We start from the raw sequence: 16,389 nt of genomic DNA, 5'->3' as shown, positions 1-16,389 counted from the left end.
GACTCTCCCGAGCAGGTGAACGGCAGGTGAACGACGGGCGACTCTCTGGGGTGCTCCCGCGAGAAATCAGGGGACGTCAGACTTTGGGGATGTGCGTCTCGATGGCGATGATCCCGGATCCGGGATTCGTGGCCGAGAGGTGCACGACCGAGAACGCGGCAGGCTCGAGGTCTGCTGCGCTGCTGAGGTAGGACCCCTGGATGGTGCCGGTGGCCAGCGCGATCTCCGAGAGCAGGCCGGGGAGCACCGGGCCATGGCTGCACAGCACGGCCGGCTTGCCGGCGCGGATGCGGCGGCCGACGACCGCACGCAGGTCGGACCCGCCGTCCTCCCAGGCGTCCTGGCTGATCTTCTCGGTCTTCACCGGCTTGCGATCGAGCGCGCGGGAGAGCGGGGTGATCGTCTCGACGCAGCGCACCGCGTCACTGGTCACGATCCGACGCACGCCGAACGCGCGCAACGGTCCGACGATGGACTTCGCCTGCGTGCGCCCGCGCTCGGTGAGCGGTCGCGAGGCATCCGAACCGTCCCACTCCGAACGAGGTGTGGCCTTTGCATGACGCAGCGCGATCACCGGGAAGGTGCGCAGCACGCCGTCGTCGACGAGGTTGGAGAAGAAGTCGAGAATCTCCAGGTCGACGGGGTAGCTCAGGCGTGCACGCGCCTTCTTCACACTGACCCACTCCAGCGCGGCGATCTCGCGGTTGGGAACGAACGTCGATTCCCGGATCGCCGCATCCGTCGCCTCCGCAGCCCAGTAGTGCACGACCTTCTGCTTTTGCGAGGCGAGGTGGTACCGGCTCACGCCGACCGACACCCCGAGAGAGACGCGGATGCCGGTCTCCTCGTGCACCTCGCGCACGGCCGTCTCGGCGAGCATCTCACCGGGATCGACCTTGCCCTTGGGGAGGGTGATGTCGCGGTATTTGGTGCGGTGGATCAGCAGGATGCGAAGTTTGCCGTCGACCAGGCGCCACACGACGGCCCCCGCCGCGTACACGGCCTTGTCCGTCCACTTCGAGCTCGTCGCCGTGTCGGCCGGGAGCTGCAGCTGTCGCGCAGTCATCGAACCGCCCGTGCGCGACGGCGCCGCTGGATCAACCCCATGGTCTTATCCTGCAGGTCGATGAGGGGCTTGCCCTCCGCATCGACGGCGTGGCGTTCCCAGACGCCGCCGGCGCCGAGGTGCCACGACGTCGTTCCGGCGTCCATCGCCAGGTCGAAGAACGTCCCGAGCTCCTTGAGGTGCGCGGGGTCGGTCACGCGCACCAGAGCCTCGACGCGGCGGTCGAGGTTGCGGTGCATCATGTCGGCGCTGCCGATGTACACCTGCGGGTCGCCGGCGTTCTCGAACGCGAAGATGCGCGAGTGCTCCAGGTAACGCCCCAGGATGCTGCGCACCGTGATGTTGTCGCTGATGCCGTCGAGGTCGGTGCGGAGGCTGCAGATGCCGCGCACCCAGACATCGACCTTCACACCCGCTGCGCTCGCGCGGTAGAGCGCATCGATGATCTCCTCATCGACCATCGAGTTCACCTTGATGCGGATGTGCGCGGGAATCCCGGCCTCGGCGTTCTTCCGCTCGGCGTCGATCTGGCGGATCAGCCCCTTGCGCAGATGCAGCGGCGCCACCAGGAGGCGCTTGAACTTCTTCTCGATCGCGTAGCCGCTGAGCTCGTTGAAGAGTCGCGTCAGGTCTTTGCCGACCTGCGCATCCGCGGTGAACAGTCCGAAGTCCTCGTAGATGCGGCTGGTCTTCGGGTTGTAGTTGCCGGTGCCCACGTGGGAGTAGTGACGCAGCATCCCATCTTCCTCGCGGATCACGAGCGCGAGCTTGCAGTGCGTCTTGAGCCCGACGAGCCCATAGACCACGTGCACGCCGGCCTTCTCGAGCTTGCGCGCCCAGACGATGTTGTTCGCCTCGTCGAAGCGCGCCTTCACCTCGACGAGGGCCAGCACCTGCTTGCCCGCTTCTGCCGCGTCGATGAGGGCCTGCACGACGGGGCTGTCGCCGGAGGTGCGGTAGAGCGTCTGCTTGATGGCGAGCACGTGCGGATCGCGGGCGGCCTGCTCGAGGAACGCCTGCACGCTCGTGGTGAACGACTCGTACGGGTGGTGCACCAGCACGTCCGACTTGCGGATCGCCTTGAAGATGTCAGCGCGGGCGCTCGATCCCGCGGGCTGGAACGCCACCGCCGTGGTGGGCAGATGCGGCGGGTAGCGCAGGTCGGGGCGGTCGATGCGCGAGAGGTCGAACAGACCGCGCAGGTCGAGCGGCCCGGGGAGGCGGTAGACCTCGAGGTCGGTGATGTCGAGCTCGCGGACCAGCAGGTCCATCGTGACGTCATCCATGTCGTCGGTGATCTCGAGACGGATGGGCGGGCCGAACCGCCTGCGCAGGAGCTCGGCCTCGAGCGCCTGGATGAGGTTCTCGCTCTCGTCCTCCTCGATCTCCACATCCTCGTTGCGGGTGAGGCGGAACGCGTGGTGGTCGAGCACCTCCATGCCGGGGAACAGATCGCCCAGATGGTTGGCGATGAGCTCTTCCAGACGCAGGAAGCGCTTGATCTCGCCGCCTCCTGGCACCTCGACGAAGCGCGGAAGCATGGGCGGCACCTTGAGGCGCGCGAACTCCTGGCGCCCCGTGCGGGCGTTGCGGATGCGGATCGCGAGGTTCAGCGACAGGCCGGAGATGTAGGGGAACGGATGGGCGGGATCGACCGCGAGCGGCATCAGCACCGGGAAGACCTGGGCACCGAAGTACTCCGACAGCGCCGCGCGCTCACCGTCGGTGAGCTCTGACCACTCGGTGATCTCCACTCCGGATTCGGCGAGGGCGGGTCGCACCAGCGATGTCCAGGCGTCGGCATGACGCAGCTGCAGAGCGTGCGCCTCCCGAGAGATGTCGGCGAGCGCGTCGACGGGGGAGCGGCCGATGTTGGTGGGCACGGCCAGACCGGTCATGATGCGGCGCTTGAGTCCGGCGACGCGCACCATGAAGAACTCGTCGAGATTGCTCGCGAAGATCGCCAGGAAGTTGGCGCGTTCGAGTTCGGGGAGCGACGGATCCTCTGCCAGCTCGAGCACGCGCTGGTTGAAGGCGAGCCAGCTGAGCTCGCGATCCAGGTAGCGGTGGTCCGGGAGCTGGGAGTCGTAGGACTCGATGGCGTCGAAGTCGTCGTCTTCGGCGTCACCCAGCCCGGCGTCGGCGAGTGCGGGATCGATCATGGGGTACATCTAAGCACCGAGAGGTGACGCGCGTGTGAACGGAGTCGATCGTCAGACCACGCTCGCGAGGCTCTCGTCCTCGTTGACGTTGAAGCGGTAGCCGACGTTTCGCACCGTGCCGATGATCTGCTCCTGGTCGCCGAGCTTCGCCCTGAGCCGTCGCACATGCACGTCGACGGTGCGGGTGCCTCCGAAGTAGTCATAGCCCCAGACCTCGCTCAGCAGCTGTTCGCGGGTGAACACACGAGCGGGGTGGGTCGCCAGGAAGTGCAGCAGTTGGAACTCCTTGTAGGTGAGATCCAGAGGCCTGCCGCGCAACTTCGCCGAGTAGGACTGCTCGTCGATCGTGACGCCGGATGCCTGCACGCGTGCGGGCTCGGCGACCTCATCGCGTCGAGCCAGCGCGAGACGCAGTCGGGCATCGATCTCGGCAGGACCGGCTGTGGCGAGCAGGACGTCGTCGATTCCCCAGTCTCCCGAGAGCGCGCTCATCCCGCCTTCCGTGACGACGAGCAGCAGTGGCGCATCCTGCCCTGCTGTCCGCAGCAGGCGGCACAGCGACTTCGCGGCGACGAGATCGTGGCGGCCGTCGACGATCACGACGTCGTAGTCGGGGGCGCTGACCAGCTGCGACGTCTCCGCGGGGATCTGGCGCGTGCGGTGGCTCAGCAGCTCGAGCGCGGGGAGCACTTGCTCGGAGAGCGGAGCGTTGGTCAGAACCAGCACCTGGGCCACGCGCACTCCTCACAGACGCGGATCGACGTCGTGCCGCCATGATACCGGGAGCGATGCGCAACAATGGAGACATGACGGATCCCGCACTCGCACCACGCAATGCGTTCGTCGGTGTGCTCGTCGTCTGGGCCACGGCCTTCCTCGCCACCGTCGCCATCGGCATCTTCGTGCCGGAGGAATGGCGTGTGCCCTGGCTGCTCGTCGGGTTCGGAGGCGTCGTACTGCTGTCCTTCGCGGTGCAGCTCTGGTACGGGCGCACCCAGGGCTTCATCTTCCGCGTTTCCGGAAGCGTCATCGGCGCTCTGCTGCTGATGGGCATCATCTCCGTCGGTTTCGGCCTCGCGGCACTGATCCCCTCCTGACACCGGCGCGGCGCGGTAAGGTGGATGACATGGACCTCATGGCGCTCGAAATCTTCTTCATCGGCCTGCTGGGCCTTGCGAGCCTCGCTATCGTCTTCGTCTCGGCAGTGGTGCTGCGCAACCTCTTCCGCGGCCAGCGCTGACGCGATAATGCTCGAACTGCCCGTCGACCTTCCGGCCGATATCGTTCCCTTCGCATGGCTTATCGGCGTCTGGGAGGGCACCGGCGTCATCGACTATCCGGTCGGGGATGAGCGTCTGCAGGGCGAGTTCACCCACCGGATCAGCTTCAGCCACGACGGCGGACCGTTCCTGAACTACTCCAGCACGGCCACGTTCCTCACGGAGGACGGGGCTCCCGCCGCGGCGCTCCTCGCCGAGACGGGCTTCTGGCGTCTCGCGCGCCCGGCGACGGCCGCAGATCCCGGCCCCGCGCTGCTTCCCCCCACCGCGCCCGTGCACACGCGCACGGTCGACGACGTGGAAGAGCTGCGCGCACCCAGCGGTGGGTTCCCGATCGAGGTCTCGCTCGCGCACGCCGACGGCGCTCTCGAGCTCTACCTCGGCGAGATCAACGGTCCGCGCATCGACATCGGCTCCGACGCCGTCGTGCGCAGCGCCGGTGCGAAGGTGCACACCGCATCGTCGCGCATGTACGGCCTCGTCGACGGACATCTGCTGTGGGCGTGGGACATCGCCGCGCTCGGCACCCCGCTGCGCTCGCACGCGTCGGCGCGCCTGGCCAAGGTCTGACGTGTCCGGCTTCAGCCAGATCGACGGCGTCGTGTCCGACGGCGACCTCATCGTGCACTTCGGAGACGCCTTCCGCGAGCAGCGGCGTCTTGCCGGTGGTGCGGCCTTCGCACCGCTCGGCGACCGCACCGTGATCGAGGTGGCGGGCCCCGAGCGGTTGACCTGGCTCGACTCGATCACGTCGCAGGCCGTGGGGCGTCTCACCCCCGGCGACAGTACAGAGCTCCTCGTGCTCGATCCACAGGGCCGCGTCGAGCACGCGGCCGGTGTGCTCGACGACGGCGCATCCACGTGGCTCATCGTCGACGCCGACGACGCCGATGCGCTCGCCGCCTGGCTGACGCGCATGAAGTTCCGCACCCAGGCCACGGTCGACATCCGACCCGACCTCGTGCTGGTCGGTTACGTCGAGGGCGGCTCCGTCGCATCGACGGTGACCGCTGCCGCGTCAGCTCCGAACGGCACCGCCCTCGTCTGGGCCGACCCGTGGCAGCGGATCAGCGTCGGAGGACACCAGTACTCCGAGGTCGCCGAGCACCCCGCCGCCGACTTCGCCTGGCGCGTCGCGATCCTCGAGGAGGAGGCTGCTGACGCCCTCGCCGCATCCATCGATCGGGAGTCGCTCGCGGGCCTCCTCGCCGCGGAGGCGCTGCGCGTGGCCGCCTGGCGCCCGCGGTGGAAGACAGAGGTCGACGAGCGCTCTCTGCCGCACGAGTCCGACTGGATCCGCAGCGCGGTGCACCTGAACAAGGGTTGCTACCGCGGGCAGGAGACCGTCGCGAAGGTGCACAACCTCGGTCACCCGCCCCGCCGTCTGGCCGCCCTCCACCTCGATGGCAGCGATGCGGTGCTTCCCGCGCCGGGTGCGCCGGTGTTCGCCGGCGACGACGAGGTCGGACACCTGACCTCGGTGGCGCGTCATCACGAAGACGGTCCGATCGCGCTCGCGATCCTCTCTCGGCGCGCACCGATCGGCGACCTCGTGGTTCGCGCCGATGGCATCGACATCGCCGCCTCTCAGCAGGTGATCGTCCCGGCGGATGCAGGTGCGACGGCGGATATCCCGCGCCTCACCCGGCTGTCGCGACGGCCCACGGCTCCCGACCCTCGCGGTTCCGGCGTCGAGCTCTGACCCGCCCTCGGCGGCAGGACGACTCAGTCCGTCAGCGGAGCGACTGCGGCCCACGGCAGCGTGAGTTCCCCCAGACGCCAACGCGTGCGTCCGCCGAGGACCGGCCAGCCCTGCGCGCGAAGAGCGGATACGGCGGCGAGGAAGCGCTGCGTGGCTCCGAAGGTCGACAGGGGCGCCGCGCGGTCCCACTCGCGGTCGAGATCGACGAGCAGCCCGTGGATGCGTTCTCCGGCGACGTTGCGGTGGATCAGCGCCTTCGGCAATCGCTCGGCGACGATGCTCGGGCGCTCGAGGTCGGCGAGCCGGAGGGAGATCGTGAAGCGCAGCGGTGAGCCGTGCGCATCGACGTCGACCCAGCTCGAGACGCGGCCGATCTCATCACAGGTGCCCTCGAAGAGCAGCCCGTCCGGCGCCAGGCGTGAGGCCATGCGGGACCACGCATCGGGAACGTCCTGCTCGTCGTACTGCCGCAGAACGTTCATGGCACGGATGACCGCGGCCCGGCGTCCGCCGGGAAGCGGAACTTCGAAACCGCCGCGCCCGAACGAGACCGGGAGGTCCGGGGCGAAGGGTGTCCGCCCCGCGCGCACCTCGGCGAGCTGGGCGTCGGCCGTCGCGACGCGCGCCGGATCGATCTCCAGACCGCGCACCTCGACGTCGTCGCGCACCCGGACGAGGCGCGTCGCGAGCTCGAACGCGGTCACGCCGCTGGCTCCGTAGCCGAGATCGACGACCAGCGGATCGGATGCTCGGCGCAGGGCGTCGCTCGCGGCGATCCAGCGATCGTTGCGTCGCAGCCGGTTGGTCCCCGTGGTGCCGCGGGTCGGCCGACCGAGGGGAGATGACGCCATGTCTCCATCCTCCCAGCATCCGACTAGGGCTTCGGCTCCGGGCGGATAAACTGGCCGCATGACTGCGACGCGCACCCTCATCCTGCTCCGCCACGGCCGGAGCGAGTGGAACGAACTGAACCTGTTCACCGGTTGGGTGGACGTCCGCCTCAACGCGCAGGGCGAGAAGGAGGCGCGCCGCGGCGGCGAGCTGCTGGCAGAGTCCGGCATCCTCCCCGACGTGCTGCACACCTCGTTGCTCAGCCGTGCGATCCAGACGGCGAACATCGCCCTCGACGCCGCCGACCGTCTGTGGATCCCGGTGACCCGCTCGTGGCGGCTCAACGAGCGTCACTACGGTGCGCTCCAGGGCAAGGACAAGGCGCAGACCCTCGAGGAGTTCGGCCCCGAGCAGTTCCAGCTGTGGCGCCGCTCGTTCGACGTGCCGCCGCCCGTGCTCGACGACGAGAGCGAGTTCAGCCAGGTGAACGATGTCCGCTACGCGGGCATCGACGGCGAGGTGCCGCGCACCGAGTCGCTCAAGCTCGTCATCGACCGTCTGCTGCCGTACTGGGAGAGCGCGATCGTCCCCGACCTCGAGGCCGGGAAGACCGTGCTCGTCACGGCGCACGGCAACTCGCTGCGTGGCCTGGTGAAGCACCTCGAGGGCATCAGCGACGACGACATCGCCGAGCTGAACATCCCCACCGGCATCCCGCTGGTCTACGAGCTGGACGAGAACAACGTTCCCACCGGCCCAGGACGCTACCTCGACCCGGAGGCTGCGGCCGCCGGTGCCGCCGCGGTCGCGGCCCAGGGCAAGAAGTAGGAGCCTCCGCTCCTCACGCAGAAGCCCCCGATGCGAAGGCATCGGGGGCTTCTGCGTTGCCGTGGGTGCGATCAGGCGTGGCCGAACTCCTGCTGGCCGAGCTCCTGCTGCTCGACGGCGAGGGGGATGTCATCCTCATCGACCGCCCAGTCACCGGTGGCGAGATAGACGACCTTCTTCGCGACGGCGACCGCGTGGTCGGCGAAGCGCTCGTGGTACCGGCTGGCGAGCGTGGCGTCGACGGTCGCCGTCGCCTCACCCTTCCAGTTGTCGCTGAGCACCTTCTCGAAGACGGTGGCGTGCAGTTCGTCGACATCGTCGTCCGCGTTGCGGATGGCGTCGGCGAAGCGCAGATCCTGGGTGCGCAGCAGCTCGGAGAGCGTGCGGGCCACCTCGACGTCGAGCTCGCCCATCTTCACGAAGGTGCCCTTGAGGCCCTTCGGGATGGCGCGCTCGGGGAAGCGGAGGCGGGCGAGCTGGGCGATGTGCTCCGACATGTCGCCCATGCGCTCGAGCGAGGCGCTCACACGCAGAGCGGTCACGACGATGCGCAGATCGCGCGCGACCGGCTGCTGGCGGGCGAGGATCTCGATCGCCTGCTCATCGAGGGCGACGGCCAGCTCGTCGATCTTGGCGTCATCGGCGATGACCTCCTCGGCCAGTGCCACATCGCTCGTGGCGAATGCCCTGGTGGCCTTGTCGATCGAGACCGTGACGAGGTCGGCGATCTCGACGAGGCGGTTCTGAAGGTCCTCGAGGGACTGGTGGAAGACTTCGCGCATGTTGGGGCGCAACCTTTCATTCGGATCTCGGCTGTGTCAGCGCGAGACGGCGGGTCGTCCGCACGAGAGCAGGTCTGTGCTCCCGCACAAGCCCGAAGCGATTGTCTGCTTCGAAGGTTAACGAACGGTGCCCAGCACGTGAATAGTACTTCTCCTGTTCCCGCCAGGGCGCGGAAACCCGCCGGACGGACGGTGAACGCACTCTACGCTTATGTCATGACCTTGCCGCAGCTCGCGCTGTCTTCGCTCGCCATCGGGCTGGTGATCGGCGTCGGCCTCTCCCTGCTCGTCGTGTGGGCATACCGGGCGCGGGCCCGCGTGCAGGAGGAGACATCGCTGGCGATTCCCGCCGGCATCACCGATGTCCTGCACAGCATGGACGATGCCGCGGCGATCGTCGACACCTCCGGTCTGGTACTCGCCTCCTCGCAAGCGGCGACCCGGTTCGGGATCGATGTCGGCTCGACGCTCGACAACCCGGAGCTGCGCCAGCTCGTGCGCGGCGTCAGGGAGGCCGGCGGCACAGCCACCGAGTCGATGCGCCTCACCCGAGGGGGCCTGAGCCTCGACCCCCGCCTGGTCTCGGCGCGCGCCAGCGTGATCGGCACGCGTCTGGTGCTGCTGATCATCCGCGACGTCACGGAGCAGGAGCGGCTCGATCAGATGCGTCGTGACTTCGTGGCGAACACGAGCCACGAGCTGAAGACGCCCGTGGGCGCGGTGAGCCTTCTCGCCGAGGCCATCGAGTCCGCGGCCGACGATCCCGCCCAGGTGCGCATCTTCGCCGCGCGCATCTCCGCGGAGGCGGGGCGGCTCGGACAGCTCACCGGACGCATCATGAGCCTGTCCCGGCTCCAGGCCGAGGACGGTCTGACGAAGGTCGGTCCGGTCGCGATCGACGAGGTGATCGCCTCCTCGATCGAGGCTCACGTCGTGCAGGCCGATTCCGCAGGGGTCGAGCTCACCAGGGGAGGGGACCGCGGCGTCTTCGTGCGCGGCGACGCCCAGATCCTGATCGAGGCGGTCGGAAACCTGATCGCCAATGCGATCGTCTACTCGCCCCGCGGCTCCCGCGTCGGAGTCGGCGTCCGCGCGGAGGACGGCGTGGTCGAGATCGCGGTGTCCGACCAGGGGATCGGCATCGCAGAAGCCGATCGCGAGCGCATCTTCGAGCGGTTCTACCGGGCCGACGAGGCCCGTTCGCGGCGCACCGGAGGGACCGGCCTCGGGCTCTCCATCGTCAAGCACGCCACCCAGCGGCACGGCGGCGAGGTGCGGCTGTGGTCGCGTCCGGGCCGCGGGTCCACGTTCACGATCCGTCTTCCCCGGATCGACGCCCCCGACAACCTCGACGCGGGCAAGAAGAGCAAGAAGAAGCGCGCGCGCAAAGCGGCCAAGTCCGCCGCATCCGCGCGCGTTCGAAACGGAGAGAGAGCATGACCCGAATCCTTCTCGTCGAAGACGAGCCCGACCTCGCCGACCCGCTCGCGTACCTGCTCCGGCGTGAGGGCTACGAGGTGGAGATCGCGGAGGACGGTCCCGGAGCGCTCGCGGCCTTCCGGGAGCGCGGGGCCGACATCGTGCTGCTCGACCTGATGCTTCCCGGCATGCCGGGAACAGAGGTGTGCAGGCAGATCCGGTCGACCTCTGCCGTTCCCATCATCATGCTCACGGCCAAGGACTCCGAGGTCGACATCGTGGTGGGCCTCGAACTCGGAGCCGACGACTACATCACGAAGCCTTACTCGTCCCGGGAGCTGCTCGCCCGCATGCGTGCCGTGCTGCGCCGGGTCGTGCAGGCGGACAGCGAACTCGACGAGCGCGTGCTCGACGGCGGACGGGTCTCGCTCGACATCGATCGGCACACCGTCTCCGTGGCCGGAGCCCAGATCAACATGCCGCTGAAGGAGTTCGAGCTGCTCGAGGTGCTGATGCGCAACTCCGGGCGCGTACTGACCCGCGGCCAGCTCATCGACCGGGTCTGGGGGAGCGACTACTTCGGCGACACCAAGACGCTCGATGTGCACATCAAGCGGATCCGCTCGCGCATCGAGGAGAACCCGAGCGAGCCTGTGATGCTCGTCACTGTGCGCGGTCTGGGATACCGCTTCGAAGGCTGATCTCCCGGCGGGACGAAGAGCCCGTCGAGACAGCGAAGAGGCCGGCGCCCCTGGGCGCCGGCCTCTTCGTCTTCGTGCTCTGAGGTGTCAGTTGCTGGGGGCCGGAGCCGCCGTGTCGGTGGGCTTCGGCGTCGGCGTCGAAGGGGCCGTCTTCTCCGAGGGGGCGAGGTCCGAGTAGTAGGGGAGCGTTCCGTCGAGCACGGGAACCTCCGTCTTGACCCCGGTGGAGTCGCCGGACTGGAAGTGCATCTCCACCGTCGCGCCGGGCTTGGTGTCGAGTCCGACGATGCGCAGCGGTTCGGCACCGGCGCCCAGGCTCACCGTGTCGCCGGCGGGGACGGTGACGACGAGCGGGTCGACGCCCGCGACCGTGATCGTGAGAGTCGCCTTCTCATCGGTGGGGTTGACGAACGCCGCGATGAGATTGCCCACAGAGCCGTCTTCGGTGGCCACCACGAGGGCGTTGCGCACGTCGATCGGGCCGTCGGCGTCGGAGACGTTCACGCCGTCGGATGCGGCGTACTCGGTCTTGGTGGACTGTGGGGTGATGAACGTGCACCCGGTCGCGCCGAGCAGAACGAGGGCGCTGAGGGCTGCAGACGCAACAAGGCGCGATTTCACGGGTCCTCCTGAGGTCCGGCGGGGATATCCGCATCCATTCTATGCGTAAGTCGTGAGGGCTCCTGCGGCACCGGGGGCGCGAACCTTAGCGCATGTCCCCTGTGGTATCCTTGAGGTTGCCGAAAGGACACGTTTTTATGCTTTTTGAGGTTGGCGAGACCGTCGTCTATCCCCACCATGGCGCTGCGACCATCATCGAGGTCAAGGAGCGCATCATCAAGGGTGAGGCGAAGAAATACCTGAAGCTCAACGTCACCCAGGGTGATCTCATCATTGAGGTCCCCGCGGAGAATGTCGACCTGGTCGGCGTGCGTGACGTCATCGGCAAGGAAGGCCTCGATCATGTTTTCGAGGTGCTGCGAGCACCCTTCACGGAAGAACCCACGAACTGGTCGCGCCGGTACAAGGCGAACCTCGAGAAGCTCGCCTCCGGCGATGTGATCAAGGTGAGCGAGGTCGTGCGCGATCTGTGGCGTCGCGATCAGGACCGCGGCCTCTCCGCGGGCGAGAAGCGCATGCTGGCGAAGGCTCGTCAGATCCTCATCTCCGAGCTCGCGCTCGCCGAGAAGACCGACGAGGACAAGGCGGGCGCACTGCTCGACGAGGTCCTCGCTTCCTGAGCTCTTTTCACGACGAAAGGCGGGTGCTTCGGCATCCGCCTTTCGTCGTCTTCGCCGGTAACGTGATGCTGTGACCATCCTCCCTGTCCCGCGTTCAGCGATCATCGTCGTGGCTGCAGGCTCCGGCACGCGTCTGGGTGCCGAAGCTCCGAAGGCCTTCGTCGGCATCGACGCCCGTTCCGTCCTCCGCCACGCGCTCGACGGCGTCTTCGCCGCATCGCCTGCGCAGGTCGTCGTGGTCGCCCCCGATGGATGGGAGGGCGACGCCGAGACGGAACTGCGCGCCGCGGCCGGCGACCGGGCTGATCTCGGTCGTGTGGTCACCGGTGGTGCGACCAGGCAGCAGTCGGTGGCGGCAGGTCTCGCCGCGCTCTGGGGAGACGTCGAGATCGTGCTGGTGCACGATGCGGCGCGCGCGCTCACCCCTCCGTCGCAGATCGACGCCGTCACCGCTGCCGTGACAGCAGAGCACGGCATCATCCCGGCACTGCCCGTCGTCGACACGCTCAAGAAGGTCGTGGACGGGGCCGTCGTCGGGGCCGTCGACCGTTCCGAGCTCGCTGCGGCGCAGACGCCGCAGGGGTTTCCGAGGGGCCCGCTCGAGGCGGCGTACGCTGCCGCCGGCGACAGCGGGATCGAGTACACCGATGATGCGGCCCTGTTCTCGGCGGCCGGCCACCCCGTGCGGTACATCGCCGGTTCGGAACGCGCCTTCAAGATCACCACGCCCGCTGACCTCCAGCGCGCCCGCCACCTGCTGGGTGCGAGCGTCGCGGCCACCGGCACCCCCCGGGTGGGCATCGGCACGGACGTCCACGCCTTCGGGGGCGAGGGGAACCTGTGGCTCGCCGGCCTCGAGTGGCCGGGGGAGCAGCCCCTCTCCGGTCATTCGGACGGAGACGCCGTCGCCCATGCGATCGTCGACGCGCTGCTGGGTGCCGCGGGGCTCGGTGACATCGGAGAGCACTTCGGTACCTCCCACCCCGAGTACGCCGGCGCGCATGCGGACGTCTTCCTCGCTCGCACCCGGGAGCTGCTGGCCGAAGCCGGGTTCGAGATCGGCAACGTCTCGGTGCAGTTCCAGGGCAATCGACCGCGCTTCAGCCCACGGCGGGCCGAGGCCGAAGGGGTTCTGTCCGCCGTCCTGGGCGCTCCGGTGTCCGTGACGGCGACGACCACGGACGGGCTCGGGTTCCCCGGCAGGGGAGAGGGCATCGCCGTGACGGCCATCGCGTCGGTGGTTCCCGGCGTTCATCGTCATCTAAAGGCGGGCGCTCAGCCGTCCCCGAGTAGGCTTGAGCGGTGACAGTCCGCCTCTACGACACCCGCGCGCAGCAGCTGCGCGACTTCGTGCCTCTCGATCCCGAGAACATCACGATGTACGTGTGCGGACCCACGGTGCAATCAGGCCCCCACATCGGGCACGTCAGGGCGGCCTTGAGCTTCGATCTGCTGCGCCGCTGGCTGCAGTACCGCCACGGTCGGGTCACCTTCGTGCGCAACGTCACCGACATCGACGACAAGGTGCTCGCGAACGCCACCGACTCCGAGCCGTGGTGGGCGCTCGCGTATCGCATGGAGCAGGAGTTCAGCGCGGCGTATGCGGGGGTCGGCATCCTGCCCCCGACGTACGAGCCGCGAGCCACGGCATCGGTGCCGCAGATGCAGGAGCTCATCGCGCTGCTGATCGAGCGCGGTCACGCATATCCCGCCCCTGACGGTTCGGGAGACGTGTACTTCGACGTGCGCTCCTGGCCGGACTACGGATCGCTCACCCATCAATCCCTCGATGCCATGGAAGCCGCGGAGGACGCCGACCCTCGGGGCAAGCGCAATCCGCAGGACTTCGCCCTGTGGAAGGGCAGCAAGCCCGAAGAGCCGGCAGACGCCACCTGGGCGTCGCCGTGGGGCGCCGGGCGTCCGGGATGGCACATCGAGTGTTCCGCGATGTCGAAGCGCTATCTCGGGCCCGAGTTCGACATCCACGGCGGTGGGCTCGACCTGCGATTCCCGCATCACGAGAACGAGCTCGCCCAGTCGACGGCGGCAGGTGACGGCTTCGCGCGCTACTGGATGCACAACGGTCTCGTCACCGTCGACGGCCAGAAGATGTCGAAGTCGCTCGGGAACTTCACGTTGGCCGCAGACGTGCTGGCCGCGCACGATCCGCTGGTGGTGCGCTACGCGCTCGCCGCCGCTCACTACCGGTCGAGCCTCGACCTCGGCGACTCGTCGTGGGCGGAGGCCGAAGCGGCTCTGAGCCGGATCAGCACGTTCCAGCAGCGCGCCGCACGTGTTGCCGGAGGCGGCATCGGGTTCTTCCTGTCGCAGAGCCTCCCCGCGGCGTTCGCGGCGGCGATGGACGATGATCTCGGCGTGCCCCAGGCGCTCGCCGTGCTGCACGAGACGGTGCGTGCGGGAAACGCGGCGCTGGACGCGGGGGAGGACGACGCCGCGCTCGACGCGCTGCGCGCCGTGCTGGCGATGACGTCGGTCCTGGGCCTCACACACACATCCGGGGCGAAGGCCGACGCTTCGCAATCCGCTCTGGACGCCCTCGTCCAGACGATGATCACCCAGCGCGCTCAGGCACGCGCTGACAAGGACTGGGCGGCGGCGGATCGCATCCGAGATGCGATCGCCGCCGCAGGAATCACGCTGGAGGACACTCCGGCCGGAACTCATTGGAGTATCGATGGCTAAGCCAGGGCGCCCCGGCGCGAGCAAGGGAAACAAGAAGGGCCCGACCAAGGGCACCGGCGGACTCGGGCGCAAGGCGCTCGAGGGCCGGGGACCGACGCCGAAGGCGGAGGACCGCGCGTGGCACCCCGCCGGCAAGCGCAAGGCCGCGGCCGAGCGCTACGCCGCCGCGACGGGCGGCAAGGGCCGCCCCGGTGGCAGCCGGCCGGGCTCCGGTGGCGGGGGCAACCGTGCGCCGAAGGCCAAGGCGGGAGACGACACCGAGAACGTCACGGGTCGCAACTCGGTCCTCGAGGCACTGCGGGCGAAGATCCCGGCGACGGCGTTCTACATCGCGCAGCGCGTCGAGATGGACGACCGCGTGAAGGAGATGCTCTCGATCGCCACGCATCGGGGCATCCCCGTGATGGAGGTCACACGTCCGGAGCTCGACCGCATGGCCGGGTTCGACGGTGTGCACCAGGGCGTCGCGATCAAGGTGCCGCCGTACGAGTACGCGCACCCGCAGGATCTGCTCGAGCAGGTCATCGACCGTGGCGAGGTGCCGCTGTTCGTGGCGCTCGACGGCATCACCGACCCCCGCAACCTCGGCGCCATCATCCGCTCCACCGCGGCGTTCGGAGGCCAGGGGATCATCCTTCCCCAGCGTCGCTCGGCCGGCGTCAACTCCGCCGCCTGGAAGACCAGTGCCGGAGCCGTCGCTCGCACCCCTGTGGCGCTGGCGACCAACCTCACGACGCAGCTCAAGGAGTTCAAGAAGCAGGGCGTGTTCGTGCTCGGCCTCGACGGCGACGGCGATGTGTCGCTCCCCGAGCTGCAGCTCGCCGATCGTCCCGTGGTGATCGTCGTCGGGTCGGAGGGCAAGGGGCTGTCCCGCCTGGTCTCCGAGACCTGCGATCAGATCGTCTCGATCCCGATCTCTGCGGCCACCGAGTCACTGAACGCCGGCATCGCGACCTCCGTCGCGCTCTACCAGGTCGCGTCGCTCCGCGCCGCGAAGAAGAACTAGACCGTTCGAGGGAAGGCAGACCATGGCTCGCATCATCGTGCTCGGAGGGACCGGTTACGCCGGTCGTCACATCGTCACGGAGGCGGTGAGCCGTGGCCATGCCGTGATCGCGATCTCGCGTTCTGCGCCGGCCGATCCGGTGGCGGGGGCCGCATATCTGCAGGGCTCCGCTCTCGACCTGGCACCGCTCGCGGAAGCGTTCGTCGGCACGGACGCCGTGGTCTCGGCTCTCTCGCCGCGCGGTGACATGGCCGACCGTGCGCTCGAGGCGCTGTCGAATGTCGTCGAGCAGCTCGCGGGTACGGACACGCGTGTCGGCGTCGTCGGCGGCGCCGGCGGGAGCCTCGTGGCCCCCGGTGGGCCGCGCCTGTTCGATCAGGGCTTCCCGGAGGAGTACAAGCACGAGGCGCAGGTCGGCATCGACTCGCTGGCCCTCCTCGAGGCGACCGACGCGGGCCTGGACTGGTTCTTCATCCACCCCGCCGAGGTCTTCGGACCCTGGGCGGAGGGCGAGCGCACCGGCCACTACCGGGACGGCGGCGACGTGATCGTCCGCGACGCCGAAGGCAAGTCGTACATCTCGGGTGCCGACTTCGCCGTCGCGGTGGTCGACGAGATCGAGCAGGGCAACCACCACAGGGAGCGGTTCACCGTCGGCTACTGAGCCG

Annotated in this window: 17 protein-coding genes; 11 read left to right on the top strand and 6 right to left on the bottom strand. The window is 68.7% G+C overall.

The window, feature by feature from the left end:
* Positions 1-76: 76 nt before the first annotated feature.
* The 3 genes from ASC55_RS06890 to ASC55_RS06880 are packed head-to-tail and all read right to left on the bottom strand — an operon-like array spanning position 77 to position 3,963.
* Positions 77-1,066 (bottom strand): NUDIX hydrolase, encoded by a 990-nt coding sequence (locus tag ASC55_RS06890; protein ID WP_055873917.1) that lies wholly within the window; start codon positions 1,064-1,066, stop codon positions 77-79.
* Entirely contained in the window at positions 1,063-3,228 is a 2,166-nt protein-coding gene (locus ASC55_RS06885; RefSeq protein WP_055873914.1) for an RNA degradosome polyphosphate kinase, read from the bottom strand. Before ASC55_RS06885 ends, ASC55_RS06890 begins: the two co-directional genes overlap by 4 nt.
* 51 nt (positions 3,229-3,279) lie before the next feature.
* Positions 3,280-3,963 carry a winged helix-turn-helix transcriptional regulator gene (locus ASC55_RS06880; protein ID WP_055865247.1) on the bottom strand — a complete coding sequence of 228 codons (684 nt, stop codon included), beginning with the start codon at positions 3,961-3,963 and terminating at the stop codon, positions 3,280-3,282.
* Between the two features lie 71 nt (positions 3,964-4,034).
* Here ASC55_RS06880 and ASC55_RS06875 point away from each other — a divergent pair, with 71 nt between their 5' ends.
* From ASC55_RS06875 to ygfZ, 3 genes are all read left to right on the top strand, one after another.
* Entirely contained in the window at positions 4,035-4,325 is a 291-nt protein-coding gene (locus ASC55_RS06875; RefSeq protein ID WP_017828966.1) for a hypothetical protein, read from the top strand.
* Positions 4,326-4,475: 150 nt separating this feature from the next.
* The gene (locus ASC55_RS06870; protein ID WP_055873911.1) at positions 4,476-5,078 is read left to right on the top strand and encodes an FABP family protein; all 603 of its coding nucleotides are present in this window, start codon (positions 4,476-4,478) and stop codon (positions 5,076-5,078) included.
* A 1-nt stretch (position 5,079) separates the two neighbouring features.
* Positions 5,080-6,210: a CAF17-like 4Fe-4S cluster assembly/insertion protein YgfZ gene (gene ygfZ / locus ASC55_RS06865; protein WP_055873908.1), complete on the top strand. Its 1,131-nt coding sequence runs from the start codon at positions 5,080-5,082 to the stop codon at positions 6,208-6,210.
* A 23-nt stretch (positions 6,211-6,233) separates the two neighbouring features.
* Here ygfZ and ASC55_RS06860 read toward each other — a convergent pair whose 3' ends face one another.
* Positions 6,234-7,061, bottom strand: coding sequence for a class I SAM-dependent methyltransferase (locus tag ASC55_RS06860; RefSeq protein WP_055873905.1), 828 nt, complete (start codon positions 7,059-7,061; stop codon positions 6,234-6,236).
* A 58-nt stretch (positions 7,062-7,119) separates the two neighbouring features.
* Between ASC55_RS06860 and ASC55_RS06855 the strand changes: the two genes are divergently transcribed.
* Positions 7,120-7,869 (top strand): phosphoglyceromutase, encoded by a 750-nt coding sequence (locus ASC55_RS06855; protein ID WP_021199094.1) that lies wholly within the window; start codon positions 7,120-7,122, stop codon positions 7,867-7,869.
* 71 nt (positions 7,870-7,940) lie between these two features.
* Here the strand turns inward: ASC55_RS06855 and phoU are convergent, their stop codons facing one another.
* Positions 7,941-8,651, bottom strand: a complete 711-nt coding sequence (gene phoU, locus ASC55_RS06850) for a phosphate signaling complex protein PhoU (RefSeq protein ID WP_055865234.1) — start codon at positions 8,649-8,651, stop codon at positions 7,941-7,943.
* A 216-nt stretch (positions 8,652-8,867) separates the two neighbouring features.
* Here phoU and ASC55_RS06845 point away from each other — a divergent pair, with 216 nt between their 5' ends.
* Entirely contained in the window at positions 8,868-10,091 is a 1,224-nt protein-coding gene (locus ASC55_RS06845) for a sensor histidine kinase (RefSeq protein WP_055866802.1), read from the top strand.
* Positions 10,088-10,771, top strand: a complete 684-nt coding sequence (locus ASC55_RS06840; protein ID WP_017828959.1) for a response regulator transcription factor — start codon at positions 10,088-10,090, stop codon at positions 10,769-10,771. The genes ASC55_RS06845 and ASC55_RS06840 overlap by 4 nt, the downstream gene beginning before the upstream one ends.
* A gap of 87 nt (positions 10,772-10,858) precedes the next feature.
* Here ASC55_RS06840 and ASC55_RS06835 read toward each other — a convergent pair whose 3' ends face one another.
* On the bottom strand, positions 10,859-11,392 hold the full coding sequence (locus ASC55_RS06835) for a hypothetical protein (RefSeq protein WP_055865231.1): 534 nt from the start codon (positions 11,390-11,392) through the stop codon (positions 10,859-10,861).
* Positions 11,393-11,529: 137 nt separating this feature from the next.
* Here ASC55_RS06835 and ASC55_RS06830 point away from each other — a divergent pair, with 137 nt between their 5' ends.
* From ASC55_RS06830 to ASC55_RS06810, 5 genes are all read left to right on the top strand, one after another.
* Positions 11,530-12,012 (top strand): CarD family transcriptional regulator, encoded by a 483-nt coding sequence (locus ASC55_RS06830; protein WP_017201416.1) that lies wholly within the window; start codon positions 11,530-11,532, stop codon positions 12,010-12,012.
* A 70-nt stretch (positions 12,013-12,082) separates the two neighbouring features.
* Positions 12,083-13,318, top strand: a complete 1,236-nt coding sequence (ispD, locus tag ASC55_RS06825; protein ID WP_055873903.1) for a 2-C-methyl-D-erythritol 4-phosphate cytidylyltransferase — start codon at positions 12,083-12,085, stop codon at positions 13,316-13,318.
* Complete coding sequence (gene cysS, locus ASC55_RS06820; protein ID WP_055873900.1) at positions 13,315-14,715, top strand: cysteine--tRNA ligase; 1,401 nt, start codon at positions 13,315-13,317, stop codon at positions 14,713-14,715. The genes ispD and cysS overlap by 4 nt, the downstream gene beginning before the upstream one ends.
* On the top strand, positions 14,708-15,721 hold the full coding sequence (gene rlmB / locus ASC55_RS06815) for a 23S rRNA (guanosine(2251)-2'-O)-methyltransferase RlmB (protein WP_017828955.1): 1,014 nt from the start codon (positions 14,708-14,710) through the stop codon (positions 15,719-15,721). Before cysS ends, rlmB begins: the two co-directional genes overlap by 8 nt.
* Positions 15,722-15,743: 22 nt before the next feature.
* Positions 15,744-16,385 (top strand): NAD(P)-dependent oxidoreductase, encoded by a 642-nt coding sequence (locus ASC55_RS06810; protein WP_055873898.1) that lies wholly within the window; start codon positions 15,744-15,746, stop codon positions 16,383-16,385.
* The last annotated feature ends 4 nt before the right edge of the window (positions 16,386-16,389 follow it).

The sequence above is a fragment of the Microbacterium sp. Root322 genome (genome assembly GCF_001425645.1).
Taxonomy (GTDB): domain Bacteria; phylum Actinomycetota; class Actinomycetes; order Actinomycetales; family Microbacteriaceae; genus Microbacterium; species Microbacterium maritypicum.
The sequence above is the reverse complement of the archived record's forward strand: the minus strand, read 5'-3'. Positions and strand labels throughout refer to the sequence as shown.